General features: G+C 69.6%; 26 protein-coding genes. 13 read left to right on the forward strand and 13 right to left on the reverse strand.

The genetic code is table 11. The annotated features are described in order from the left end of the window. Positions 1-502: 502 nt before the first annotated feature. The gene (locus tag ASE56_RS15975; RefSeq protein ID WP_056232075.1) at positions 503-1,330 is read left to right on the forward strand and encodes a carbon-nitrogen hydrolase family protein; all 828 of its coding nucleotides are present in this window, start codon (positions 503-505) and stop codon (positions 1,328-1,330) included. Positions 1,331-1,405: 75 nt separating this feature from the next. Here the strand turns inward: ASE56_RS15975 and ASE56_RS15980 are convergent, their stop codons facing one another. The 3 genes from ASE56_RS15980 to glgA form a co-directional block, all read right to left on the reverse strand. Continuing rightward, a complete protein-coding gene (locus ASE56_RS15980; protein WP_013586710.1) occupies positions 1,406-1,657 on the reverse strand; it encodes a type B 50S ribosomal protein L31 in 252 nt (83 codons plus the stop codon). Positions 1,658-1,792: 135 nt separating this feature from the next. After that, a complete protein-coding gene (locus ASE56_RS15985; protein ID WP_056232080.1) occupies positions 1,793-2,575 on the reverse strand; it encodes an ABC transporter ATP-binding protein in 783 nt (260 codons plus the stop codon). 148 nt (positions 2,576-2,723) lie between these two features. Further along, positions 2,724-3,914 (reverse strand): glycogen synthase, encoded by a 1,191-nt coding sequence (glgA, locus tag ASE56_RS15990; protein ID WP_056232083.1) that lies wholly within the window; start codon positions 3,912-3,914, stop codon positions 2,724-2,726. A gap of 76 nt (positions 3,915-3,990) precedes the next feature. Between glgA and glgC the strand changes: the two genes are divergently transcribed. Further along, positions 3,991-5,235 (forward strand): glucose-1-phosphate adenylyltransferase, encoded by a 1,245-nt coding sequence (gene glgC / locus ASE56_RS15995; protein WP_056232086.1) that lies wholly within the window; start codon positions 3,991-3,993, stop codon positions 5,233-5,235. A 27-nt stretch (positions 5,236-5,262) separates the two neighbouring features. On the opposite strand, the gene ASE56_RS16000 is transcribed toward glgC, so the two are convergent. Then, a complete protein-coding gene (locus ASE56_RS16000) occupies positions 5,263-5,736 on the reverse strand; it encodes an S-ribosylhomocysteine lyase (protein WP_056232089.1) in 474 nt (157 codons plus the stop codon). A 200-nt stretch (positions 5,737-5,936) separates the two neighbouring features. Here ASE56_RS16000 and serB point away from each other — a divergent pair, with 200 nt between their 5' ends. After that, a complete protein-coding gene (serB, locus tag ASE56_RS16005) occupies positions 5,937-6,578 on the forward strand; it encodes a phosphoserine phosphatase SerB (protein ID WP_056232092.1) in 642 nt (213 codons plus the stop codon). Positions 6,579-6,673: 95 nt separating this feature from the next. Beyond that, positions 6,674-7,351 carry an alpha/beta fold hydrolase gene (locus tag ASE56_RS16010; protein WP_056232095.1) on the forward strand — a complete coding sequence of 226 codons (678 nt, stop codon included), beginning with the start codon at positions 6,674-6,676 and terminating at the stop codon, positions 7,349-7,351. A 299-nt stretch (positions 7,352-7,650) separates the two neighbouring features. On the opposite strand, the gene fabG is transcribed toward ASE56_RS16010, so the two are convergent. Next, on the reverse strand, positions 7,651-8,361 hold the full coding sequence (fabG, locus tag ASE56_RS16015; protein ID WP_056232098.1) for a 3-oxoacyl-ACP reductase FabG: 711 nt from the start codon (positions 8,359-8,361) through the stop codon (positions 7,651-7,653). Between the two features lie 135 nt (positions 8,362-8,496). Here fabG and ASE56_RS16020 point away from each other — a divergent pair, with 135 nt between their 5' ends. From ASE56_RS16020 to ASE56_RS16035, 4 genes are all read left to right on the forward strand, one after another. Next, positions 8,497-9,210, forward strand: coding sequence for a DUF4190 domain-containing protein (locus ASE56_RS16020; RefSeq protein ID WP_082450768.1), 714 nt, complete (start codon positions 8,497-8,499; stop codon positions 9,208-9,210). Positions 9,211-9,338: 128 nt separating this feature from the next. Then, a complete protein-coding gene (locus tag ASE56_RS16025; RefSeq protein WP_074694866.1) occupies positions 9,339-9,707 on the forward strand; it encodes a DUF3099 domain-containing protein in 369 nt (122 codons plus the stop codon). Next, positions 9,704-9,910: a hypothetical protein gene (locus ASE56_RS16030; RefSeq protein ID WP_056232102.1), complete on the forward strand. Its 207-nt coding sequence runs from the start codon at positions 9,704-9,706 to the stop codon at positions 9,908-9,910. The genes ASE56_RS16025 and ASE56_RS16030 overlap by 4 nt, the downstream gene beginning before the upstream one ends. 123 nt (positions 9,911-10,033) lie before the next feature. Then, positions 10,034-10,918 (forward strand): SURF1 family protein, encoded by an 885-nt coding sequence (locus ASE56_RS16035; RefSeq protein ID WP_056232431.1) that lies wholly within the window; start codon positions 10,034-10,036, stop codon positions 10,916-10,918. 148 nt (positions 10,919-11,066) lie between these two features. Here ASE56_RS16035 and ASE56_RS16040 read toward each other — a convergent pair whose 3' ends face one another. Further along, positions 11,067-12,665 carry an ABC-F family ATP-binding cassette domain-containing protein gene (locus ASE56_RS16040; protein WP_056232437.1) on the reverse strand — a complete coding sequence of 533 codons (1,599 nt, stop codon included), beginning with the start codon at positions 12,663-12,665 and terminating at the stop codon, positions 11,067-11,069. A gap of 267 nt (positions 12,666-12,932) precedes the next feature. Here ASE56_RS16040 and ASE56_RS16045 point away from each other — a divergent pair, with 267 nt between their 5' ends. The 4 genes from ASE56_RS16045 (at position 12,933) to ASE56_RS16060 (ending at position 17,076) form a co-directional block, all read left to right on the forward strand. Further along, the gene (locus ASE56_RS16045; RefSeq protein ID WP_056232106.1) at positions 12,933-13,970 is read left to right on the forward strand and encodes an iron-siderophore ABC transporter substrate-binding protein; all 1,038 of its coding nucleotides are present in this window, start codon (positions 12,933-12,935) and stop codon (positions 13,968-13,970) included. A gap of 100 nt (positions 13,971-14,070) precedes the next feature. Further along, positions 14,071-15,117 carry an iron ABC transporter permease gene (locus ASE56_RS16050; RefSeq protein ID WP_056232109.1) on the forward strand — a complete coding sequence of 349 codons (1,047 nt, stop codon included), beginning with the start codon at positions 14,071-14,073 and terminating at the stop codon, positions 15,115-15,117. Then, the gene (locus ASE56_RS16055; RefSeq protein WP_235557018.1) at positions 15,114-16,190 is read left to right on the forward strand and encodes an iron chelate uptake ABC transporter family permease subunit; all 1,077 of its coding nucleotides are present in this window, start codon (positions 15,114-15,116) and stop codon (positions 16,188-16,190) included. The genes ASE56_RS16050 and ASE56_RS16055 overlap by 4 nt, the downstream gene beginning before the upstream one ends. A gap of 52 nt (positions 16,191-16,242) precedes the next feature. Further along, positions 16,243-17,076 (forward strand): ABC transporter ATP-binding protein, encoded by an 834-nt coding sequence (locus ASE56_RS16060; RefSeq protein WP_056232114.1) that lies wholly within the window; start codon positions 16,243-16,245, stop codon positions 17,074-17,076. Positions 17,077-17,143: 67 nt separating this feature from the next. Here ASE56_RS16060 and ASE56_RS16065 read toward each other — a convergent pair whose 3' ends face one another. The 7 genes from ASE56_RS16065 to sufB all read right to left on the reverse strand — a co-directional run bounded on the left by ASE56_RS16065 (position 17,144) and on the right by sufB (position 23,563). Continuing rightward, positions 17,144-18,073: a siderophore-interacting protein gene (locus ASE56_RS16065; protein WP_056232117.1), complete on the reverse strand. Its 930-nt coding sequence runs from the start codon at positions 18,071-18,073 to the stop codon at positions 17,144-17,146. Positions 18,074-18,143: 70 nt separating this feature from the next. Continuing rightward, positions 18,144-19,307: a MalY/PatB family protein gene (locus tag ASE56_RS16070; RefSeq protein ID WP_056232122.1), complete on the reverse strand. Its 1,164-nt coding sequence runs from the start codon at positions 19,305-19,307 to the stop codon at positions 18,144-18,146. A gap of 143 nt (positions 19,308-19,450) precedes the next feature. Beyond that, complete coding sequence (locus ASE56_RS16075; protein WP_056232125.1) at positions 19,451-19,780, reverse strand: metal-sulfur cluster assembly factor; 330 nt, start codon at positions 19,778-19,780, stop codon at positions 19,451-19,453. A 9-nt stretch (positions 19,781-19,789) separates the two neighbouring features. Next, positions 19,790-20,560, reverse strand: coding sequence for a Fe-S cluster assembly ATPase SufC (sufC, locus tag ASE56_RS16080; RefSeq protein ID WP_056232130.1), 771 nt, complete (start codon positions 20,558-20,560; stop codon positions 19,790-19,792). 52 nt (positions 20,561-20,612) lie between these two features. Continuing rightward, on the reverse strand, positions 20,613-20,942 hold the full coding sequence (locus ASE56_RS16085; RefSeq protein ID WP_056232135.1) for a non-heme iron oxygenase ferredoxin subunit: 330 nt from the start codon (positions 20,940-20,942) through the stop codon (positions 20,613-20,615). Beyond that, positions 20,939-22,144 carry a Fe-S cluster assembly protein SufD gene (sufD, locus tag ASE56_RS16090; RefSeq protein ID WP_056232140.1) on the reverse strand — a complete coding sequence of 402 codons (1,206 nt, stop codon included), beginning with the start codon at positions 22,142-22,144 and terminating at the stop codon, positions 20,939-20,941. The genes ASE56_RS16085 and sufD overlap by 4 nt, the downstream gene beginning before the upstream one ends. Further along, entirely contained in the window at positions 22,145-23,563 is a 1,419-nt protein-coding gene (sufB, locus tag ASE56_RS16095; RefSeq protein ID WP_056232442.1) for a Fe-S cluster assembly protein SufB, read from the reverse strand. 249 nt (positions 23,564-23,812) lie between these two features. On the opposite strand from sufB, the gene ASE56_RS16100 reads away from it, so the two are divergent. Further along, on the forward strand, positions 23,813-24,799 hold the full coding sequence (locus ASE56_RS16100; protein WP_074694861.1) for a heme A synthase: 987 nt from the start codon (positions 23,813-23,815) through the stop codon (positions 24,797-24,799). Positions 24,800-24,972: the final 173 nt, after the last annotated feature.

Here is a 24,972-nt window from a genome sequence, read left to right on the forward strand (position 1 = left end):
TCCTGACGCGTGCCCCTCGGGAGGGCTCCCTTCGCCCGCCGCCCTCGAAGAGCGAGCGACGGGACGCCCCCGCACCACGGAGTGACGGCCGCAATGCGCATCCGCGGGATCCTGCCGCCAGCACACCACCCGCAGCGCTGTCCCCTCGGCGCGGATGATGAGCGCTCGACATACGGCATCCGAAAAACGATGACGAACGGTGGGCGACGAACATCGAACACCGAACAACGAGCGCCGCGCACCGAACCCCGAGCCGCGAACAGCGAACCCGGGCGATGAACACCCGGCGACGGTCACCGGGTTACGAGCACCCGACACCCAACACCCAACACCCAACACCCAACACCCAACACCCAACAAAGGACATCCCGGTGGCCGGGCACCGGACAAGACGCTCCACACAAAGCGCAATCCCACCGCCTCAGCCCGACCGGCCCAACCCTCACCGCCACCGCGGCGCCCGCACGAAACTCGCCCCACCAGCCCTGTCAGACTGGTCCCCGTGACCGTCCGCATCGCTACCGTCCAGGCCGAGTCCGTCCCCGGCGCCGTCGACCGCAATGTCGCTCGCGCCGCGCAGTTCATCTCTGCGAGCGCCGACGCCGGCGCGGATGTCGTCCTCTTCCCGGAGGCTTTCCTCACCGGGTACGACGAGGACGTCTTCACACGCCCCCTCCCGCGCATCGACGGCCGGGAGTGGCTGCGGCCGCTTCAGAGCGCCGTCGACACGACCGGTGTCGTCGCGGTGGTCAACACCGCGGTGCAGGCCGACGACGGCCACCGCACGCTGACCGACTTCTTGTTCATGCCCGGTCGACCCGCGCACCCGGTCTACGCCAAGCAACACCTGCATGCGCCCGAGCGCGCGATCTTCAGTCCGGGCACCGGCGGGTTCTCGTTTCGGGCGGGCGACGTCGAGCTCGCCCTGTCCGTCTGCTACGACGCCAATTTTCCCGAACACGCCGCCGCCGCGGCCGCCGCCGGAGCCACGGTCTATCTCAACAGCGGGGCGTACTTCCCAGGCGGGGAGCGCCGTCGGGACCTTCACCTCGCGGCTCGCGCCCTCGATAACGGCATTTATGTCGTGTTCAGCGGTCTCGTCGGTGCTCCGAGCGACTTCATCGGAGGCTCAGCGATTTCCGACCCTCTCGGGCGTCGTGTCGCCCACGTCGTCGAACGCGAGGGTCTGGCCATCGCCGACATCGACCCCGCCGTCGTGCAAGAGGTCCGTCGCGATCAGCGCATGTGGATCGACCGCCGAGACGACCTGGGGTCCTTCGATCGCTCCGGACTCGTCGCACTGCAACCCGGCAGCGCGCCAGGCTCCTGAAGCGAGCCCCCGCACACAACGCGAAAGCCCCCCGTCCCGAAGGACGAGGGGCTTTCGCTGCGAGAACCGCTGGGCTCAACGACCGCCGAAGTTCTTGAAGCGCTGGTTGAACTTCTCGACGCGACCGGCCGAGTCCATGATGCGCTGCTTGCCCGTGTAGAAGGGGTGCGAAGCGGACGAGATTTCCACGTCGATGACGGGGTACTCCACGCCGTCGAGCTCGATCGTCTTGTCGCTGGACACGGTCGAACGGGTGAGGAACGTGTCGCCCGAACCGAGGTCGCGGAACACGACGGCCTTGTACGTGGGGTGGATGTCAGTCTTCATGGGAGGTCCTTTGAGAAGTGGTGTCCTGGATTCTGCCAGGACGTCAAAGTCTGCGGCGCCGATGGCACCAACGGGAGAGTCTACCAGGCCCGAACGCTGCCCCGACACGAAGGCGCCGCCGCGAGGCGAAGCGGCTCAGACGGCTCGCGCCGCGTACCGCCCGGCTTCGTGCGTGAGTGCGATCTCGAGCCCGAACGTCTTCGTGAGGTTCTCGGCCGTGAGGGCTTCCTGGAGGGGCCCGGATGCCACGACCTCGCCGTCACGCAGCAGCAGAACGTGCGTGAAGCCGACGGGGATCTCTTCCACGTGGTGCGTGACCATCACCATCGCGGGCGTCGTCGGCGCCTGCGCGTAGCCCGACAGCAGGGCGAGCAGCTCTTCGCGCGCGCCGAGGTCGAGGCTCGCGGTGGGCTCGTCGAGCAACAGCAGCTCGGGGTCGGTCATCACGGCTCGCGCGATCTGCACGCGCTTCTGCTCGCCGTCGCTGAGGGTTCCGAACGTGCGGTCGGCGAGGTGATCGAGCTTCCACTCGGCGAGCACGCGCAGCGCGCGACGCTCGTCGATGTCGTCGTAGTCCTCGCGCCAGCGACCCACGACCGAGAACGCGGCCGTCAGCACGACGTCGAGCACGGTCTCTTCCGGCGGCACGCGACGCGCCATCGCCGACGAGGCGAAGCCGATGCGCGGACGCAGCTCGAACACGTCGGTGCGGCCGAGACGCTCACCGAGGATCGTCACCGAACCCGAGGTCGGGTGAAGCAGGGTGTCGGCGAGCTGGAGCACCGTCGTCTTGCCCGCGCCGTTCGGCCCGAGCACGACCCACCGCTGGTCGTCCGACACCTCCCAGTCGAGGTGGGACACGATGTCCCGCGCGTTCCGGCGGACGACGACGTCGGAGAACTCGAGCACCTGGGGCATGGCTCTAGCCTACTGTCCGAGACAGCGGCATCCGGATGCCACGCGGCCCCTGTGGACAGTGCCTGACACATCCGCGCGCGTCGCGCATGACCGCCCCGGCGATCCGCCACTGCGCCGCCGAAACGCCCCGGCCACCGAGGCGGACGCCCTACTTTCCTGCGACCTCCGCGTACAGCGCGGCGGTGGTCTCCGCGATCGCGGCCCAGCTGAAGTCCTCGACGGCTCGCGTGCGCCCGGCCTCTCCGTAGGCCCGGGCCTTCTCGGCATCCATCACGACCTCCGTGAGGACGCGGGCGAGGTCGTCGACGAACCGCTCGGGATCGACGGGCGTTCCCGTTCCGTCCTGCACCTGCTCGATCGGCACCAGGCGCCCGGTCACGCCGTCGACGACGACCTCGGGAATGCCCCCGGTCGCCGTTCCGACGACCGCAGCCCCGCAGGCCATGGCCTCGAGGTTCACGATGCCGAGCGGCTCGTACACCGAGGGGCAGACGAACGTGGTCGCCGCGGTGAGGATCGCGCTGAGCTCGTTGCGCGGCAGGAGCTTCTCGATCCACACGACCCCGTCGCGGGTCGCCTGCAGCCCGCGCACCAACTCCTGCACCTCGGCCATGATCTGCGGGGTGTCGGGAGCACCGGCGCACAGGATCAGCTGCACCTCGGGCGGCAGCTGCTCCGCCGCGCGCAGAAGGTACGGCAGCCCCTTCTGACGGGTGATGCGACCGACGAAGACGACCGAGGGGCGCGATGGATCGATGCCCTGCGACGCCAGGAACGCGTCATCCGACACCGGATGCCACGACTCGGTGTCGATGCCGTTGTAGATGACCCGCACCTTGTCGGGATCCAGCGAGGGGTAGCTGCGCAGGATGTCGTCGCGCATGCCGGAGCTCACCGCGACGACGGCGGCCGCCCCCTCGTACGCGGTCTTCTCGATGTAGCTCGACACGGCGTATCCGCCGCCGAGCTGCTCGGCCTTCCACGGGCGCAGCGGTTCGAGGCTGTGCGCGGTGACCACGTGGGGAATGCCGTGGAGGAGGGATGCCAGGTGCCCGGCGAAGTTCGCGTACCAGGTGTGCGAGTGCACGACGTCGGCGCCCGCGATGTCCGAGACGATCGCGAGGTCGGTGCCGAGGGTCTGGATCGCACCGTTCGCCGACGCCAATTCGGCGGGCACGCCGTAGGAGGTCGTGTCGGCCTCGTCGCGCGACGCGCCGAACGCGCGGACCTGCACCTCGGTGCCCTCGGCGCGCAGCGCCTTGACGAGTTCGGTGGCGTGGACCCCGGCTCCCCCGTAGATCTCCGGCGGGTACTCCTTGGTCACGATGTCGACGCGCATGAGACGAACCGTAGTACAGCGCAAGGCGCGCCGCAGACGTGTTTCCGCTCGCCCGCCGGAGCCCTAGGGTGGTGCCATGCCTGCAGCGCCGAAGGTCTTCGGAATCATCCTCGCCGGCGGCGAGGGAAAGCGACTCATGCCCCTGACGGCTGACCGCGCCAAACCCGCCGTGCCCTTCGGCGGTCAATACCGCCTCATCGACTTCGCGATCTCGAATCTCATCAATTCGGGGCTGCGTCAGCTCGTCGTGCTGACGCAGTACAAGTCGCACAGCCTCGACCGACACATCTCGCAGACGTGGCGCATGTCGCCGATGCTCGGCTCGTACGTCGCCTCGGTCCCCGCCCAGCAGCGTCTCGGCAAGCGGTGGTTCTCGGGTTCGGCCGACGCGATCCTGCAGTCGATGAACCTCATCCGCGACGAGAAACCCGACATCGTCGTCGTCATCGGCGCCGACCACGTGTACCGCATGGACTTCAAACAGATGCTCGACGCCCATATCGCCTCCGATGCACGCGCGACGGTCGCCGGCATCCGTCAGCCGATCTCGCTCGCGAACCAGTTCGGCGTCATCGACACCGACCCCAGCGACCCGACGAAGATCCGCGCGTTCCTCGAGAAGCCGCAGAGCCCCGCGGGCCTCGCCGACTCGCCGCACGAGGTGCTCGCCTCGATGGGCAATTACATCTTCGACGCAGACGCCCTCGTCGACGCCGTCACGCACGACGGCGAGCTGCCCACCTCGGCGCACGACATGGGCGGCGACATCGTCCCCTACTTCGTCGACCGCGGTGAGGCGGCCGTCTACGACTTCCAGCGCAACGACGTGCCCGGGTCCACGCCGCGTGACCGGTCGTACTGGCGCGACGTCGGCACGATCGAGTCGTTCTACGACGCGCACATGGATCTGATCTCGACCCTGCCGATCTTCAACCTCTACAACAACGACTGGCCGATCTTCTCGCAGACCTTCAACGCCCCTCCGGCGAAGTTCGTGCGCGACTCGGTCGGCCGCATCGGCAACGCGATCGACTCGATCGTGTCGCTGGGCTCGGTGCTGTCGGGAACCCACCTCGAACGCAGCGTCGTCGGACCGTGGGCCCTCGCCGGGGGTGGCTCGACCATCACCGACTCGGTGCTGTTCGACAGCGTCCAGGTGGGCGCCGGGGCGCGCATCCACCGCGCGATCCTCGACAAGAACGTGGTCCTCGAGCCCGGGGCGACCATCGGCGTCGATCGCGAGCGCGACCTGGCCCGTGGTTTCACCGTCACCGAGACGGGCATCACCGTCGTCGGCAAGGACGTCCACGTCCACGCGTGATTCCCGCTGCCGGGGATTCCGGATGTTCTACACTCCGACGCGCTCGAACGCGTCGCGCGAGATGCCCTTGGCGAGGACCTCCTTGGACCACTCCTTGGCGGTGTGCAGGCTGTGGTCGCGGTAGTTGCCGCAGCTGAACGCGTCGGTTCCGGGGACGTCGTCCCACTGCACGTCGTCGACGATGGCGCGGAGCGAGCCGGTGATCGCGTCGACGAGGTCGCCCACCGAGGGCTCTCCCCACATGATCACGTGGAAGCCCGTGCGGCAGCCGAACGGCGAGATGTCGATGAGGCCGTCGATCCGGTCGCGCACGAGGCTCGCGAGCAGGTGCTCGATCGTGTGGAGACCGGCCGTGGGGATCTCCTGCTCGTTCGGCTGCACGAGGCGCAGGTCGAAATTCGAGATGACGTCACCTCGCGGGCCCGACTCTGTGCCGATGAGGCGCACGTAGGGCGCCAGGACGGCGGTGTGATCGAGGGTGAAGCTTTCGACGTCGGCCATGCGAGTCCCTTCTGGAGAAGCGGGGTACCGCAGAAGCCTACGGTGGGTGCGGTGCGAGATGACCCCGCGTGACGCCGCCCGGATGCGTGGCGCGGGGTCCTCGGGAACCCGCGCGTCGGCTCGCTGGCGTCGGGCAGATGCCTGCGACCGCAGGTCACCCGCACGACGGACCACCGTGCCGACCCGCTAGCGTTGAGCGCGTGCCTGTGACCGCCCGATTCCTCGTCGTCCTCGACGCCGATTCCACGCTGATCCGCAACGAGGTCATCGAACTCCTCGCCGACGAAGCCGGCCGAGGCCCCGAGGTGGCCGCCGCCACCGAGGCCGCCATGCGCGGTGAGGTCGACTTCGCGACGAGCCTGCGCTCCCGCGTGCAGGCGCTCACCGGCGTGCCCACCGAGGCCTTCGCGCGTGCCATCGCCCGTATCGAGCCCACGCCCGGCGTCCGCGATCTGATCGCTGCCGTTCACGAGCGCGGCGGAATCGTCGGCGTCGTGTCGGGCGGCTTCCACGAAGTCCTCGACACGGTCGCCCCCGAGCTCGGCGTCGACCTCTGGCGCGCGAACAGGCTCGGCGCCGTCGACGGCACCCTCACGGGAGAGGTCGAGGGAGAGATCGTGGATGCCACGGCCAAGGCCGACACGCTCCGTCGCTGGGCAGAAGAGCTCGGCGTCCCCCTCCCCCTCACGTTCGCGATCGGCGACGGGGCGAACGACCTCGAGATGATGGCGACCGCGGGGCTCGGACTGGCGTTCAACGCCAAGCCGGCCGTGCGCGAGCGGGCGGATCTGGTGATCGGCCCCGTCGACCTCGCCCACGTCGTCGCACTGCTCCCCCGCTGAGCGGATCGGGCTCGGTTCCTCGCCGGCGCGCGCGGAGTCGCCTGCCTCCGCACGGTGCCCTTCCCGATGTCGGAGGCCCGTTCTACGCTCGCCGCATGGACGTCATTCTGGTTCCCGGTCTCTGGCTCGACGCGTCGTCGTGGGACGACATCACCCCCGCCCTCGAGGCGGCAGGTCATCGTCCGCACCCCGTGACCCTGCCCGGGCCCGCGGTGGGCGACCTCGTGATCGACGACTGGGTCGACGCCGTCGTCAGCGAGATCGACCGTCTCGGCGAGAACGTGGTGCTCGTCGGGCACTCGGGCGGCGGCAACGTCGTGTGGGGCGCGGCGGATCGGCGACCCGCACAGGTCGCGCGCGTCATCCTCGTCGACACGATCGTCCCGCACCCGGGCGCGATGATCTCGGAGTTCCCCGTCGAAGACGGAGTCGTGCCCTTCCCCGGGTGGCATTTCTTCGACGATGACGACGTCGCCGACATCGACGACGAGACACGTCGGCGGACCGCGCAGCAGGTCGTCGACGTTCCGGGCCGCGTTCCGACGTCGCCGATCACGTTGACCGACGAGCGGCGGTTCGCGATCCCCGTCACGATCCTGTCAGGGCAGCTCGATGCCGAGTCGCTCCACCGCGTCCTGGCCGACTGGGGGGCCTACGCCGAAGAGGTCGACTGCATCGAGAGCGTTGAAGTCGTCACGCTCGACTCCGGCCATTGGCCGCAGTTTTCGCAGCCGCAGAAGTTCGCCGAGACGCTCGCCGCCGCCGTGCGGTGAGACGGGCACTGCGCCGCACGAGAGCTCTCCCGGCGGCGAGGCGCGACGCGAGCCCCGACGCGAACCCCAGGACGCCGGAGAGCACCCCGGCGAGTCTCGCGGTCAGTGACCCATGCCCAGATGGCGCCCGGGAACCGCCGCGGTCACGACTCGGCAGAGCGCGCGGATCAGCGCCCTACGCCCAGCCGCCAACACGAATCACTGCGCCGGACACCCCGGCGAGTCTCGCGGTCAGTGACCCATGCCCAGCTGGCGCACCCGGGGATCGTCGCGGTCACGCCTCGGGAGAGCGCTCGCGGTCAGTGGCCCATGCCCAGGCCGCCGTCGACGGGGATCACGGCGCCCGAGATGTAGGCGGCGTCATCGCCGGCGAGCCAGGTCACGACGCCGGCCACCTCGTCGGCCGACGCGAAGCGCCCGGCGGGGATGTTCTTCTTGTACTCGGCCTGCGTGTCAGCGGGGAGCTCGGCGGTCATGTCGGTCTCGATGAAGCCCGGGGCCACCACGTTCGCGGTGATCCCGCGACCTCCGAGTTCGCGGGTCAGCGACCTCGCGAAACCGACGAGAGCACTCTTCGAGGCGGCGTAGTTGATCTGACCGGCCGAGCCATACAGACCGACGACGCTCGAGATGAGGATGACGCGACCCCAGCGGGCCTTGAGCATGCCCTTCGAGGCGCGCTTGACCACGCGGAACGCACCCCCGAGGTTCGTGTTCACCACGCTGTCGAAGTCGTCTTCGCTCATGCGCAGCAGCAGGGTGTCCTTCGTGACCCCGGCGTTGGCCACGACCACGGCGATCGGGCCGAGCTCAGCCTCGACCTGGGTGAAAGCGGCGTCGACGGTGGCGGCGTCGGTCACGTCGGCACGCACGGTCAGCGTTCCCTCGGGGCCCTCACCCGAGCGGGCGGTCACGGCGACCTTCCACCCCTCGGCGACGAAACGCTCGGCGATGGCTCGACCGATGCCCCGGTTTCCTCCGGTGACGACGACGACGCGGTCCTGGGACATGGTGAGACTCCTGCGCTTGCGATGACGGAACCGGCCCAGCCTACCGAGGCCGCCCCGATCGCCTCGCGCAGCAAGGTTTGACACGGGGTCAGCGGCGCTGGAACGCTGGGAGGACGCGCGACGAAAGGGGCTCCCGTGAGCGACGACCGCACCACCGACCCGCAGCATCCCGACAACACCGGGTCCGACAGCAGCTCGGGAGGCGACAACTCGTCGTCCCCGTACGCTCCGCAGAGCGACGGCGTCCCCGGGTACGACTCCCCCGCGGCACCGGCGACTCCGCCCTACGAGGCGGCCGGGTCATCGGCATCCGCTCCGCCCTACGGCTCCTCGACGGAGGGCTCCGCGACCGGCGGCGCTGCCCCCTACGGCACCCCGGCCCCGGACGCCCCGGCATACGGCACCCCCGCCGCCCCGGCATACGGCACCCCCGCGCCCCCGGCCTCCGGCACGCCCGCACCCGAGGCACCCGCCTACGGAGCCCCGGCGTACGGTCAGCCCACGACCTCGACCTACGGGCAGCCCGCGTACGGCACCCCGAACGCGGGGTACGGCTACGGCGGCGGCTACATCGCCCCCGCGCGCACCAACGTCCTCGCGATCATCTCGCTCGTGGCATCCCTCGTCGGTTTCGTCCTCATCCTCCCGGTGGTCGGATCGATCGCCGGTGTGATCATGGGCCACATTTCGCTCAAGCAGATCAAGGATCGGGGCGAGCGCGGCCGCGGCATGGCGCTCGCCGGCGTCATCATCGGGTACGTCACGCTGCTGTTCGTCATCCTGTTCGTGATCGGGATCTCGATCCTCATCGCGAGCGCAGGGACCAGCGGCGCGCGCTACGGCGCCTGACCTTCGGCGGCGGGTCCGCCGGGTGCCTCGCGCCCCGGCGACCCGCCCTCGACGGCTTGTTACGACGTCGAACGGTCCGCGCAAGGCCGCGCCCTGCCCTACCGCCGCGGGCGTACCCTGATACCACTGTGAAGACATCGCACACCGCCCAGTCCGCGACGTCGCTCCCCAAGGCACCGAGGGAGGACGCCGACTCCCGCTTCGCCAAATACATGGTGATGATGGGCATCCGTATCGCGTGCTTCATCGCGATGGCCGTGATCACGCCCTACGGCTGGTACACCTTCGTGTTCGCCGCCGGGGCGATTTTCCTTCCCTACCTCGCGGTCATCGTCGCCAATGTCGGCGCCGATCAGGGGTCCGCCGAGGCGATCAACCCCGAACGGGCGATCGAAGCTCCCGCGGCGACTCCCGCCCCCGCGGCGGCGGCCGATGGCCCCATCGTCATCCGCATCGCAGAGACCCCGCGCCTCGAGTCACCGCGCGACCCGTCGTGACCGACGAGCCCGCGGAGTGCTCGCGGGCCGGATGCCGAGACACCGCCGCCTGGGCGATCCGCTGGCGCAACCCGCGCATCCACTCCGCTGACCGCCGCAAGACCTGGGTCGCGTGCGACGAACACGTGTCCTACCTCAGGGAGTTCCTCAGCGCCCGCGACTTCCCCGTCGAGGTGTCAGCCCTTTCGAGAGATCGCGCGTGAGCGCCGCGCCGACCGACGTACCCTGGAAGACGTGGTCAGCTCTGTCGAAGTGCATGCGCGCGGTCGCCTCACGCCCGTGAGCTCCGCGGCGGCGAACGGAGACGCCTCGTGAGCGCGCGAGAGATGCCGGCCGCCGGGCGCTGGGCCATCTACGTCGGGATCGCGATCCTGTTCGCGATCGCGTGCGGGTTCTTGTCGAACTGGCAGTTCTCGCGCAACGCCGAACGCAGCGAGCAGTTGCAGCTCGTGGCCGACAATTACGACGCCGCCCCCGTCCCGCTCGGTGAGCTCCTCGCCCCGGGCGCCGAGATGAACCCCGGCGACGAGTGGCGCCCCGTGCGCATGGAGGGGCAATACCTCGCCGACGAGCAGCTCCTCGTCCGCAACCGCGCGCACGGCGGTTCGGCGGCCTACGAGCAGCTCGTCCCCTTCCGCCTCGACGACGGCCGGACGTTCCTGGTCGATCGCGGGTGGCTGCCGCCGGGCAACCGGCAAGCGGAACCCGACGAGATCCCCGCGCCGCCCGAGGGCCAGGTGAGCGTCGAGGTGCGCCTCCGCCCCGAAGAGGCCGCGCCGACCTCGGGACGGACCGCTGAGGCCGGTCAGGTCCCGACCATCAACCTCGGTCTCGTCGCGGAACAGACCGGACCCCTCGAGCAGGGTGCCTACGGTCTGCTCATGTCCGAGACGCCGGCGCCGGCGACCACGCCCAACACGGTCGACCCGCCGAGCAACGACCCCGGGCCGTACCTGTCCTACGCCGTGCAGTGGATCCTGTTCGCCGTGATGGGGTTCGGCTTCATCACCTACGTCATCGTGAGCGAGAGCAAGCTCCGCCGCGAGGAACCGGATGACGAGGACGACGACGTTCTGCCCGAACCGATCCCCGCGCCCGAGAGACCCGCGGGCGAGAAGCGCCGCGTCGATCCGGTCGCTCTTCACCGGGCGCGGAAGCGGCCGAAGGATCGCGACGCCGACGACGAGGATGCCCTGCTCGACGCGCGGTGAGCGCGGGAGGGGATCCCGAGGAATCGGCGGACCCGCACAGCGATCGGTCTCGAGCGGAGGGCCGAAGGCCCCGACGCCAGCGTGATCACACCCGCGTGATCGCGGTCCCAGATGTCCTCGACAGCACCGACCCCGAGGACGATACCGATTACGCCAGCGTGATGAGGTCCGCGTAATCGCGGCCCCAGATGTCCTCGACACCGTCGGGCAGGATCAGCACGCGCTCGGGGTTGAGCGCCTCGACCGCGCCCTCGTCGTGCGAGACGAGCACGACGGCTCCCTCGTAGTGCGACAGGGCGCCGAGGATCTCCTCGCGCGAGGCGGGGTCGAGGTTGTTCGTGGGCTCGTCGAGCAGCAGCATGTTCGCCGACGACACCACGAGCGTCGCAAGCGACAGGCGCGTCTTCTCTCCGCCCGACAGGACACCCGCGGGCTTCAGCACGTCGTCGCCGACGAAGAGGAACGAGCCGAGCACCTTGCGGGCCTCGGTCGCGGTGATGTGCGGCGCCGACGACATCATGTTCTCGAGCACCGAGCGATTCACGTCGAGGTTCTCGTGCTCCTGCGCGTAGTACCCGATCTTCAGGCCGTGGCCCGGCTCGAGCTGTCCGGTGTCGGGCTGGTCGACGCCGGCGAGGATGCGCAGCAGCGTCGTCTTTCCGGCACCGTTCAGGCCCAGGATGACCACGCGCGAGCCGCGGTCGATCGCGAGGTCGACGTCGGTGAAGATCTCGAGCGAGCCGTACGACTTCGACAGACCGGATGCCATGAGCGGGGTCTTGCCGCACGGTGCGGGCTTCGGGAAGCGCAGCTTGGCGACGCGCTCGTCCTGACGAACGTCGTCGAGGCCCGACAGCATCTTCTCGGCGCGGGCGACCATCTGGTGCGCGGCCGCGGCCTTCGAGGCCTTCGCGCCGAAGCGCGCGGCCTGCAGCTGCAGCGCCGTGGCCTTCTTCTCGACGTTGACGCGCTCCTTCTTGCGGCGCTCCTCGTCGGCCACGCGCTGGCGCAGGTAGTTCTTCCAGTTCATGTTGTAGACGTCGATGACCTGGCGATTGGCATCCAGGTAGAAGACCCGGTTGACGGTCTCGCCGACGAGCTCGACGTCGTGCGAGATCACGATGAGCCCGCCCTTGTAGCCCTTCAGGAACTCGCGCAGCCACACGACGCTGTCGGCGTCGAGGTGGTTGGTCGGCTCGTCGAGGATCATCGTCTGGGCGTCCGAGAAGAGGATGCGCGCGAGCTCGATGCGGCGGCGCTGACCACCCGAGAGGGTCTTCAACGGCTGGTCGAGGATGCGGTCGGGAAGAGAGAGGTTGTGGGCGATGGATGCCGCTTCGGCCTCGGCCGCGTATCCGCCGGCCGACTCGAACTCCTCGGTGAGGCGGCCGTACTTCTTCATCGCCTTCGCCGCGACGGCGGGGTCGTCGTCGCCCATCGCCATCGACGCCTCGTGCATGCCGAGGGCGAGCGAGCCGAGCCCGCGCGCGTCGAGGATGCGCGTGCGCGCGAGCATCTCGGGGTCGCCCGAGCGGGGGTCCTGCGGCAGGTAGCCGAGCTCGCCGACGCGGTCGACGCCGCCGTTCGAGGGGAGCAGATCGCCGGCGAGCACCTTGGTCAAGGTGGTCTTTCCGGCTCCGTTGCGCCCGACGAGGCCGATCTTGTCGCCGTCGGAGACGCGGAACGCCACGTCTGACATGAGCACGCGGGCACCCACGCGGATCTCGAGGTCGTGCACGGCGAGCACAGCGAACGTCCGTTCTTCGGGGATGGGGAAGCAGGCCGACATGGCCAGCCACCCAGTATAAGACGCGCCCCTGCATGCCCGCCGACAGCGTGGATTTCCCGCGGGCCCGAGGACCCACCGCGGCCGGGTGTGCCGACAAGCCGATGCCGGATGCCGTTACCTCGACGCCGAGACGTTCGCCCGGGTTCGCGGCATCCCGGTTTGCGTTCTCCCCCGAGGCCTGAACTAAACTAAGCCTATCCTTACCTAACACGCAGGAGGCTCTTCGTGTCCCGATTCCGCGCACTGGCGGCACTCGCCGTCGGTACCGCCCTCGTCCTCACCGGCTGCGCCGGTACCTCAGCCGCCCCCGGCGCGCAGGAAGGGTCGTCGACGTCGGCAACGGGGTCCTTCCCCGTCACGATCGACCACGCCTTCGGCGAGACCACGATCGAGGCGGAGCCGAAGCGCGTCGTCACCGTCAGCTGGGGCAACCAAGAGGCCGCGCTCGCGCTCGGCGTCGTGCCCGTCGCCATGCCGAAGGTCACCTGGGGTGACGAAGACGGTGACGGCATGCTCCCCTGGGTCAAGGACAAGCTCGACGAGCTCGGCGCCCAGACGCCCACGCTCATGGACGAGACCAACGGCTTCGACTACGAGGCGATCGCCGACGCGAAGCCCGACGTCATCCTGGGCGCGTACTCGGGCATGACGCAGGAGCAGTACGACACGCTCAGCAAGATCGCCCCCGTCGTCGCCTTCCCCGAGATCGCCTGGGGCACCACATGGCAGCAGATGACCCTGACGGATGCCAAGGCCCTCGGCCGCGAAGACCAGGCGCAGCAGCTGGTCTCCGACCTCGAGAAGCACGTGACCGACGAGTCCGCCACCTACCCGGCTCTGGCGGGGAAGAAGGCGCTGTTCACTTACATCGACCCGACGGACCTCAGCACCGTCGGCTACTACTCGACCAAGGACCCGCGCGCGACGTACCTCGACGAGCTCGGCCTGGTGCCCTCGTCGGCCGTCGAAGCCTCCAGCGCCACCGGTGACACCTTCTGGTTCACCGAGAGCACCGAGAAGATCGAGAACTTCTCGGACGTCCAGGTCCTCACCGGCTACGGCACGGACGCGACCCTCGCGCAGCTGCAGGCCGACCCGCTGTGGTCGCGCATCCCCGCGATCGCGAACGGTGCGGTGGCGTTCCTGCCCGACAACACCACTATGGCCGCGGCCGGCAACCCCAGCCCGCTGTCGATCGGCACGTCCTACGGCGACGACTACATCGCCCTCGTGGGCAAGGCCGCCGAGAAGGCCGCGTCCTGATGAGCGCGCTTCCGGTGCGGGCCGTCCCGACGCCGAAGGCCTCGGCGCGGTCCGTCCGGACGCCGCTCGTCACGATGCACGCTCCTCGCCCGTCGGCGCGATGACCGCTCTCGCACCGGCTCCGACCGCCCCCGGCGACGCCCGCCCGCGTCGCTGGGGGCGGCGACGCGTCGTCGGCGTCACGGCCCTCGTCGCCGTGCTCGTCGTCGCCGTGGTGCTGTCCGTGACCTTCGGCGCCCGCGACGTCACCGCCGCGGACGTGTGGGCGGGGCTCACCGGCTCCACCGACACGACGTCGGCCGCCGCCGTCGCCAAGCGCATCCCCCGCACCATCCTCGCGGTCCTGGTGGGCGCGGCCCTGGCCGTGTCGGGCGCCGTGTTGCAGGGGGCGACGCGGAACCCGCTCGCCGATCCGCAGATCCTCGGAATCAACGGCGGAGCGGGACTCGCGATCGTCACGGGGATCGCCTTCTTCGGCCTGAGCTCGCCGTCGATGTACATCTGGACGGGCATGCTGGGCGCGGCAGCCGCGGCCGTCCTCGTGTACACGATCGGTTCACTCGGCCGCGGCGGGGCGACACCCCTGCGCCTGGCCCTCGCCGGCGCGGTGACCGCTGTCGCGTTCAGCTCGCTGACGAGCGCGATCCTGCTCCCCCGGACCGACGTGATGAACGTCTTCCGTTTCTGGCAGATCGGCGGCGTCGGCGGAGCCACGGTCGAGACCATCGCCCAGGTGCTCCCCTTCCTGCTCGCCGGCCTGATCATCTGCCTCGCAAGCGCCCCGGCGCTGAATACCCTCGCGCTCGGCGACGAACTCGCCGCGGGCCTGGGCGCCCGCGTGCGCACCGCGCGTCTGGTCGCGACCCTCGGAGCGGTTGTGCTCTGCGGAGCCGCGACCGCCGTCGCCGGCCCCATCGGCTTCGTGGGCCTCATCGTGCCCCACATGCTCCGCCTCGTCGTGGGCGTCGACCACCGATGGCTTCTTCCCGTCTCGGCCCTGGGCGGCGCGACCCTGCTGACCCTCGCCGACGTCGTCGGTCGTGTCGTGGCCCGTCCCGAAGAGATCGAGGTCGGCATCGTGACCGCCCTCATCGGAGCCCCGTTCTTCATCGCCCTCGTCCGCCGTCAGAAGATGAGGGCCCTGTGACCACGCACGTCTCCCCCCGGGCCGCCGCGCCCATCACGGCACCGGACGCCCTGGCATCCGTCATCGCCGGACGCCGCCGTCGCCGCCGCCGGTGGACCCTCGTCACCGCGACCCTGGCAGCGGCCGTCGTCGCCGCGTTCACCCTCTCGCTCATGCTGGGCCAGACGTTCTACTCGCCCGCCGAAGTGTGGGGCGTCCTCACCGGGCAGCGCGTCGCCGGAGCCTCGTTCACCGTCGGCGAGCTGCGCCTGCCCCGCGCGATGACGGCCCTGCTGACGGGGCTCTGCTTCGGCATGGGCGGTGTCGTCTTCCAGACCATGCTGCGCAACGCCCTCGCCAGCCCCGACGTGATCGGCATCAATACCGGCGCGAGTGCGGCGGCCGTCATCGGCATCGTCGTGCTCGGCTGGGGCGAGACCGCGGTGTCGTTCCTCGCGATGGCGGCGGCTCTGGCCGCGGCGCTCGCGATCTACCTGCTCTCGTATCGCAACGGCAGCTCGGGCGCGCGACTCATCCTCGTGGGCATCGGTGTCGCCGCGATGTGTCAGGCGGTCGTCTCGTACGTCGTCGCGCGCGCCGCGCAGTACGACCTCCCCGCCGCGATGCGCTGGATCACCGGCAACCTGAACGACGCCACGTGGGATCGAGCGATGCCGGTCCTCTTCGCGGTCGTCGTGCTGGGTCCGGTGCTGCTGGTCCTGGCCGGGCGCCTCGAGATCCTCCGCATGGGAGACGACACCGCCGCCGCCATCGGCCTCCCCGTCGAACGCAGCCGCCTGCTGCTGATCGTGGCGGCCGTCGGCCTCCTCGCCTTCGGCACGGCCGCCGCCGGTCCTATCGCGTTCGTCTCGTTCCTCGCCGGCCCCATCGCTGTGCGCCTGCTCGGCTCGGTCGGCTCGCCGATCCTGCCCGCGGGCCTCGTCGGAGCCCTGCTCGTGCTGGTCGCCGACTTCGCCGCGCAGTACGCCTTCGGCACCCGCCTGCCGGTCGGCGTCATCACCGGCGTGCTGGGCGCGCCGTACCTCATCTTCCTGCTTGTCCGCAGCAGCCGATCCGAAGGGACATCGCTATGAGCGCCGACCGCACCCCGGTCCACCCCGTCCCCCAGCACCGAGGAGTCACCCGATGACCATCGAGCGCACCCTGACCGCCGAGAGCGTCACGCTCGGCTACGGCGATCGGACGATCGTCGACTCCCTGGACCTCGCCCTGCCGCCGGGGCGTGTGACCGCCATCGTCGGCGCGAACGCCTGCGGCAAGTCGACGCTGCTGAAGGCGATGGCCCGTCTGCTGACGCCCTCGGCGGGGCAGGTCCTGCTCGACGGCAAGTCGATCCATCGCCTGCCGACGAAACAGGTCGCCCGCGTTCTCGGGCTGCTTCCGCAGTCGCCGATCGCCCCCGACGGCATCGCCGTCAGCGACCTCGTCAGCCGGGGTCGTCACCCGCACCAGGGCGCCCTCTCGCGCTGGACGAGCACCGATGACGCAGCGGTCGCCCGCGCGCTCGAGGCCACCGACGTCACGCACCTCGCCGACCGTCCCGTCGACGAGCTCAGCGGCGGTCAACGCCAGCGCGTCTGGATCGCGATGGCCCTCGCGCAAGAGACCGACGTGCTCCTGCTCGACGAGCCGACGACCTTCCTCGACATCAGCCACCAGATCGACGTCCTCGACCTGCTCACCGACCTCAATCGCGACCGCGGCACCACCGTGGCCATGGTCCTCCACGACCTCAACCTCGCCGCCCGCTACGCCGACCACCTCGTGGCCATGGCCCAGGGGGAGGTGATCGCGGCCGGCGACCCCTCCGACGTCCTCACCGAAGAGACCGTGCGCCGCGTCTTCGGCCTCGACAGTCGCGTCGTGCCCGATCCCCTGACCGGGCGACCGATGGTGGTCCCGATCGGCCGTCACCACACCGTGGCCGAGCCCGAGCAGTCGCGGGCGCAGACGGCCTGAGACGTCGCGAGAACCACGAAGAGCCCCGGCCGCGGCCGGGGCTCTTCGTCGTCGTCATGCCGGGTAATTACGCCGTACGCTCGACCTGCCCGGCGCGCCAGTAGCCCATGAAGGCGACGCGACCGCGGTCGACGCCGCACCCCGAGACGAGCATGCGCCGCAGGAGCTTCACGGTCGACGACTCCCCCGCGATCCACGCGTAGAACTCGCCTTCGGCGTCGGCGGGGCTGTCCCACAGCAGGTCGACATCGAGGTCGATCTCTTCGAGAACCTGCGGACGGGGCGCGGCCGCGCGCTCCAGAACGTCACCGGATGCCGCGGCCCAGGCCTCCATCGCTTCGATCAGCGCCTCGCCGTGCGGGCGTTCGCCCCGCGGGAGCCAGTGGACGCGCGCGTCTCCGCTGCGCACGGGGAGAGCGTCGTCGACGTCGGGCACTTCGATGAACGCGTCGACGTCGAGACCGGGCTCGAGCCCCTCGAGCACGGCGCAGATCGCAGGAGCGGCGGTCTCGTCACCGGCGAGCAGAATGCGCCGCGCCGTGCCGGGGTGGAAGTCGATCCCCTGCGCGGAGTCGGCGCTGCGCGCGTCGGGGCCGACGACCACCAGGTGGTCCCCCGCCGTCGCCTCTTCGGCCCAGGACCCGGCCGGACCGGCGTCATGGTGCACGACGAAGTCGATGTCGAGTTCGAGGGCCTCGGGGTCGATGCGGCGCACGGTATAGGTGCGGAAGGGCATGCGCTCCTCGTCGGGCAGGTTGCGCCAGCGCGTGTACCAGTCGCCGTTGGCGATGGCCTCGGGGTCGTCCTGTCCGATGTCGCAGACGGTGCCGTCGCGGCCGGGCAGCACCAGCTTGACGCGCTGGTCACGGCGGTCGGTGCCGAAGACGTCGAAGTCGGGTGAGGTGAACGTCACGCGCACGAAGTGCGGCGAGAGACGTCGCGCGGTCTTCACCACGGCGACGTACGGGCGGTAGGCGGGACGCGTGGCAGTGATCACGAGATAAGGATATCCTTACCTTGCTTCCGGATGCCACGCCGCTGCCTCGACGGCGAGCTACCCGAGACGGCTACGCGCGATCGACGAGCTTCCCGATCCTCTCGATCGCCTCGCTCAGCACCTCGGGAGCGCAGCCCACGTTGATGCGCACGTGGCCGATCCCCTCGACCCCGAACAGCGGGCCGTGGTGCAGGGCGACCTGCGCCTCGCGACGGATGAACGGAGCGGGATTGTCGCCCCAGCCGTACGCCGAGACGTCGACCCACGCGAGGAACCCCGCCTCGGGGATCCGATACCGCGCGAGCGGCAGATGCTCGGCGAGCAGGTCGGCGAGCAGACGACGGTTGTCGTCCAGGGCCACGAGCAGAGAGGCCAGCCATTCGTCGCTCTCGGCCGAGAACGCAGCCCGGTTCGCGATGACGCCGAACAACCCGGCCCGCCACTCGACCTCCCACGGCAGGGCGCGCACCACCGCCGCGGTCTCCTCCGAGCCGGTCACGATGACGGCGCACTTCAATCCGGCGAGGTTGTAGGTCTTGCTCGCGCTCGTCACGATGTACCCGACCGCGGCCGCCTCGTCACCGGCATCCAGGAAGGGAGTGAAGACCGCGGGGGCGTGCGTGAGCGGCGCGTGGATCTCGTCGCTGACCACGCTGGCGCCGTACCGCTTCGCGAGATGCGCGAGAGAAGCGAGGGAGTCCCGGGAGTGGACGGTCCCGGTGGGGTTGTGCGGGTTGCACAGCAACACGGCGCGCGCTCCGCCCGCCAGGGCCGCCTCGATGCCCTCGAGGTCGAGATGCCAGCGCTCCCCGTCGTCGATCAGCGGGACGCGCTCCACGACCGCCCCCGCCTCTTCGACCGTGTCGTAGAACGGCGGGTACACGGGGGGCGTCACGATCACCCGATCGCCGGGCGAGGTCACCCCCCGCAACACCTCGACGACGCCCATCATCACGTCGCCCGTCCAGCGGATGCGCGCCGGGTCCGGTCGCCACCCCCACTGCCGCTCGGCGAAGTCGGCGAAATCGAGGTCGATGCCGGGACGCGGAGGCGTGTAGCCCGTGTCGCCGATCTCGACCGCCCGATGCAGCGCCAAGGTGATCACCGGCGCCAGCGGGAAGTCGGTCTCGGCCACGAACATCGGGATGACGTCGTCGTCGTAGGAGCGCCACTTCGTGCTGCTGCGCTGACGCAGGAGCTCGAGCGGCAGGGCCTGCAACGGAGGAACGCTCATGCAAAAAGCCTAACGAGGACCCCGGATGCCGGCACCCTGCGCGTCAGAGGAGGACACACGGGCGCGAGAAGGGCACCGTTCCCCTCACTCGAACACCGAACGCCCACCCCCGGAGGGATGGGCGTTCAGGACGGATTCTGCGGTCAGATCGCGAAGCCGAGCGCGCGCATCATGTCGCGGCCGTCGTCGGTGATCCGCTCGGGACCCCACGGCGGCATCCACACCCAGTTGATGCGGAAGCGTTCCACGACGTTGTCGAGGGCCTGGGCGGTCTGCTCTTCGAGCACGTCGGTCAGCGGGCAGCCGGCCGAGGTGAGGGTCATGTGGATGACGAGCGCGTCGTTCTCGTCGTCCCACGCGAGATCGTAGATGAGGCCGAGGTCGACGACGTTGATCCCCAGTTCGGGGTCCATGACGTCTTTAAGAGCCTCGGTGACCTCGTCGTACTTCTCGGGAGCGAGGGTTGCGGTCATGTAACGATCCTACGCGTCGATCGGCGTACCGGCCTCGAGGAAGCGGTCGTAACCCTCTTCTTCGAGTCGGTCGGCGAGCTCGGGCCCGCCCTCCTCGACGATCCGCCCCTTGACGACCACGTGCACGAAGTCGGGGCGGATGTAGCGCAGGATGCGCGTGTAGTGCGTGATGAGCAGCACGCCGAGGTCGGTCTGCTCCTTGGCGCGGTTCACGCCCTCGGACACGATCTTCAGCGCGTCGACGTCGAGGCCGGAGTCGGTCTCGTCGAGCACGGCGATCTTCGGCTTGAGCAGCTCGAGCTGGAGGATCTCGTGACGCTTCTTCTCGCCGCCCGAGAAGCCCTCGTTGACGTTGCGCGAGGCGAACTTCGGGTCCATGCGGAGGTTCTCCATGGCGCCCTTGACGTCCTTCGTCCACGAGCGGATGGCCGGAGCCTCACCGTCGATGGCCGTCTTGGCCGTGCGGAGGAAGTTCGTCACCGTGACGCCGGGGATCTCGACCGGGTACTGCATCGCGAGGAAGAGGCCCGCGCGAGCGCGTTCGTCGACGCTCATCTCGAGCACGTCTTCACCGTCGAGGGTGATCGAGCCGCTCGTGACGGTGTACTTGGGGTGACCGGCGATCGTGTACGCCAGGGTCGACTTGCCGGAGCCGTTGGGGCCCATGATGGCGTGGGTCTCACCGGTGCGCATGGTCAGCGTCACGCCGTTGAGGATCGGGGTCGTACCGTTCTCCGTCTCGACCGTCACGTGGAGGTCGCGGATCTCGAGGACAGACATGGTGTTCCTTACTCGTAAGTCTTCAGGTCGTGGGCGTTGTCGTGAGCGGCGCTCAGGCCGTCGCCTTGGTGACGGCGGGATCGATGAGCACGTCGTCTCCGTCGATCACGACCTCGTACACGGGGACCGGCTCGTAGGCCGGGAGGTTCAGGGGGCGGCCGGTCTTCAGCGAGAACGCCGAGCCGTGGGCCCAGCACTCCAGCGTCTCGCCCTCGACGAAGCCGTCCGACAGCGAGATGTCGCCGTGCGTGCAGACGTCGCCGATCGCGTGGACCTCGCCGTTGCCGTCGAGCACGACCGCCATGGCGACGCCGTCGATCTCGACGCGACGGGCCTCGTCCTGGACGAGCTCACTCAGGGCGCAGACGCGCGAAGCGCTCACGCGGCAGCTCCTTCGGCCAGCTCGTGCTCGATGGCCTCGATGAGCTCGGTCTCGAGCTCGGGGATGCCGATGCGCTGCACGATCTCGCTGAGGAAGCCGAGCACGACCAGGCGACGCGCCTCGTCTTCGGCGATGCCGCGAGCCTGCAGGTAGAACAGCTGCTCGTCGTCGAAACGACCCGTGGCGCTGGCGTGGCCGGCGCCCTGGATGTCGCCTGTCTCGATCTCGAGGTTCGGGATCGAGTCGGCGCGGGCGCCGTCGGTGAGCACGAGGTTGCGGTTCGCCTCGTACGAATCGGTGCCCGTGGCATCCGGTCCGATGAGCACGTCGCCGATCCAGACGCTGCGCGCGCTCTCGCCCTGCAGCGCGCCCTTGTAGAGCACGTCGCCGACGGTGTGCGGACCCTTGTGGTGCAGGTAGACCTGCGACTCGAGGTGCTGACCGGCGTCCGAGAACGACAGGCCGTACAGGCGTCCCTCGGCGCCGGGGCCCGAGAGCTCCACCGAGGGGTTCACGCGCACGACACCGCCGCCGAAGCTCACCACGACATGCGTGAGCTTGGCGTCGCGGTCGACACGGGCCTGGTGGGATGCCGCGTGCACGGCGGCGTCATTCCAGCGCTGCACCGACACGACCGTGAGGTCGGCGCCGTCGCGCACGATGATCTCGACGTTCTGCGCGTGATTCGCGGTGCCCTCGTGACGCAGCACCACGGTGCCGCGCGAGTTGGGCTGAGCCTCGATCACGACGTGGGCGTGCGCGAGGCCGCCCGTGCCGGTCAAGCGCACCACGACGGGCTCGTCGAGCTCGACGTTCGCGGGGATCCGCAAGAGCGGAGCCTCGGTCTCGTGCGTCCAGGCGAGGGCCGCGGGCAGGTCTTCGGGCCGGAAGTGCTCACCGCGCGGCGCGTCGCCGACCGCGAGACGCAGCTGCTCCACGGCGTCCGGCGCCTGCACGTCGACGGAGATGACACCGGACGGACCGGCCTCGTCGACGAACAGCGGAGCCAGGCGCGTGATCGGGCTGAGCTTCCAGTTGACCTCGCGCCCCGTGGGGGTGCCGAAGTCGGCCGGGTCGAACGAGGTCAGACGCTCCGAGCGCGTCTGAACCGGAACGACGGATGCCACGAGGGCTGCCGGGTCGATGTGACCCGTACCGGCGCCAGTCGACTGTGCCGTGGGTGATTCGGTCGCAGTCGTCATTTAGCCTACGGATCCTTCCATGCCCATTTCGATGAGCTTGTTGAGTTCGAGCGCGTACTCCATGGGGAGCTCCCGCGCGATGGGCTCGATGAACCCGCGGACGATCATGGCCATGGCCTCGTCTTCGGGCATGCCGCGCGACTGCAGGTAGAACAGCTGCTCTTCGCTGACCTTCGAGACCGTGGCCTCGTGGCCGAGCTGCACGTCGTCGACGCGGATGTCGATCGCGGGGTAGGTGTCGCTGCGCGAGATGGTGTCGACGAGCAGGGCGTCGCAGCGCACGGTGTTGGCGGAGTGGTGCGCGTTGGCGTCCACCCGCACCTCGCCGCGGTATCCGGCGCGACCGCCGCCGCGGGCGATCGACTTCGAGACGATCGACGACTGCGTGTACGGCGCCATGTGGATCATCTTGGCGCCGGCGTCCTGGTGCTGACCGGGACCGGCGAAGGCGACCGACAGGGTCTCGCCCTTGGCGTGCTCGCCCATCAGGTAGATGGAGGGGTACTTCATCGTCACCTTGGAGCCGATGTTGCCGTCGACCCATTCCATGGTCGCTCCCTCGTGGGCGACGGCGCGCTTGGTGACGAGGTTGTAGACGTTGTTCGACCAGTTCTGGATCGTCGTGTAGCGCACGCGGGCGTTCTTCTTCACGATGATCTCGACCACGGCCGAGTGCAGCGAGTCGCTCTTGTAGATCGGAGCGGTGCAGCCCTCGATGTAGTGGACGTAGCTGTCCTCGTCGGCGATGATCAGCGTCCGCTCGAACTGACCCATGTTCTCGGTGTTGATGCGGAAGTACGCCTGCAGCGGGATCTCGACGTGAACGCCCTTGGGGACGTAGACGAACGAGCCGCCCGACCAGACGGCCGTGTTCAACGCCGCGAACTTGTTGTCACCGGCGGGGATGACGGTGCCGAAGTACTCCTCGAAGAACTCGGGGTGCTCGCGCAGGGCGGTGTCGGTGTCCATGAAGATGACACCCTGCTGCTCGAGGTCCTCGCGGATCTGGTGGTAGACCACCTCGGACTCGTACTGGGCGGCGACGCCGGCGACCAGGCGCTGACGCTCGGCCTCGGGGATGCCCAGCTTCTCGTAGGTGTTGCGGATCTCTTCCGGAAGGTCTTCCCAGGTCTGGGCCTGCTTCTCGGTCGAGCGCACGAAGTACTTGATGTTGTCGAAGTCGATCTCCGACAGGTCGGCGCCCCACGTGGGCATCGGCTTCTTGCCGAAGAGCTGGTAGCCCTTCAGGCGCGTCTTGAGCATCCACTCGGGCTCGGACTTCAGCGCCGAGATGCCGCGGACGACGTCTTCGTTGATGCCGCGCTGCGCGATCGCGCCCGCCGCGTCGGTGTCGTGCCAGCCGAACTCGTATTGCCCCAGGCTTTCGAGCTCTGGTCGGTCGATGAGGACATCGGACATGGTGATCACTCTCCTTCTCGGGCCACAACGGTGTCATCCGCCCCGACATTCCGGACTCCGGTCGAAGTCCCAGGAAGGTCGCTGGTGGGCCCGCTCGAAGGCGCTGGCTGCGCGCCTAGACTGTCGTGGGTGCGGTTCGCGCGAGCGCTGCACCCGGACCCTTCGATTCTACAGGTAACACCCGCTCCCGGCATGGCAGGCCCGCTCTCCCGACAGCCCGGAGCACCTCGACGCCAGGAAGCCGTACGCATGCCCTCCGCCTCGTCCCCCACCGCCTCGACGCGCGTCCCCGCACCCCTGCGACGGATCGTCGAGTGGCTCCCGACCGACGTCGACCGCCGTGTGCGCGTCTTCGCGTGGCTGTCGTTCATCGCCGAAGTGCTGATCATCGGCACCGGCGGGGCCGTCCGACTGACGGGTTCGGGCCTGGGCTGCCCCACCTGGCCGCGCTGCACCCCCGACTCCCTCGTGAACACCCCCGAGATGGGCATCCACGGCATCATCGAGTTCGGCAACCGCACACTGACCGGGCTCGTCGGCATCCTGGCCCTCGCCGTGGTCGTGCTGGTGTGGCGCATGCGTCACGAGCGCCGCGTGCTGTTCGTACTCTCGCTCGTCGTGCTCGTCGGCATCGTCGCGCAGGCGGTCGTGGGCGGCATCACGGTGCTCACCGGCCTGAACCCCTTCATCGTCGGGTTCCACTACATCGCGTCGGTGTCGATCGTGGCGGTGTGCGCGGCGTTCCTCGTGCGCATGAATCAGCCGGTCGGGCCGCGCCTGCTCGCCGCCCCGCGCTGGTTCGCCGGGCTCGTTCACGCGACGACCGGCGTCCTCGCCCTCACCATCGTCTTCGGCGTTCTCACCACCGGCGCCGGCCCGCACTCGGGCGACGCCTCGGCCGGACGCAACGGTTTCGATGCCGAGGTGCTCGAGCACGTGCACTCCTGGCCGGGATACGCCCTGTTCGCCCTGACGCTCGTCGTGGTCATCGCGTCCTGGCGCCTGCGCCTGCCGGTGCGCCGCTGGGCCGTCGCCCTGCTGGCCGTCGAGCTGGTGCAGATCGCCGTGGGGCTCTACCAGGCCCGCAACGGCCTGCCCGAGTGGGCCGTGGGCACCCACATGGTCCTGGCCGCTCTGGCCGCCGCGACCATGACGGTCGTCGTTCTGCGCCTCAAGGTGTCCGCGGTCGCGGGGCGTCAGGGTGCCGAGCGCGAGACGGCGGCTGCTCACGGCTGAGGCGCCGACGACGCGCGACCGAGTTGCGCCGAACGGACCGCGTTCCCCCGCGTAAGGCCCACGAGACCCCCTTATACGCTCATAGGCGATTCATCGGCGACCCCTACACGGAGCACTGGCTCGTAGGTCATCGTTGATCGTGGCACTTCCGTGCCCACCGTCCCGTCGTCCCC

It is taken from the genome of Microbacterium sp. Leaf203, assembly GCF_001421275.1.
Taxonomy (GTDB): domain Bacteria; phylum Actinomycetota; class Actinomycetes; order Actinomycetales; family Microbacteriaceae; genus Microbacterium; species Microbacterium testaceum_A.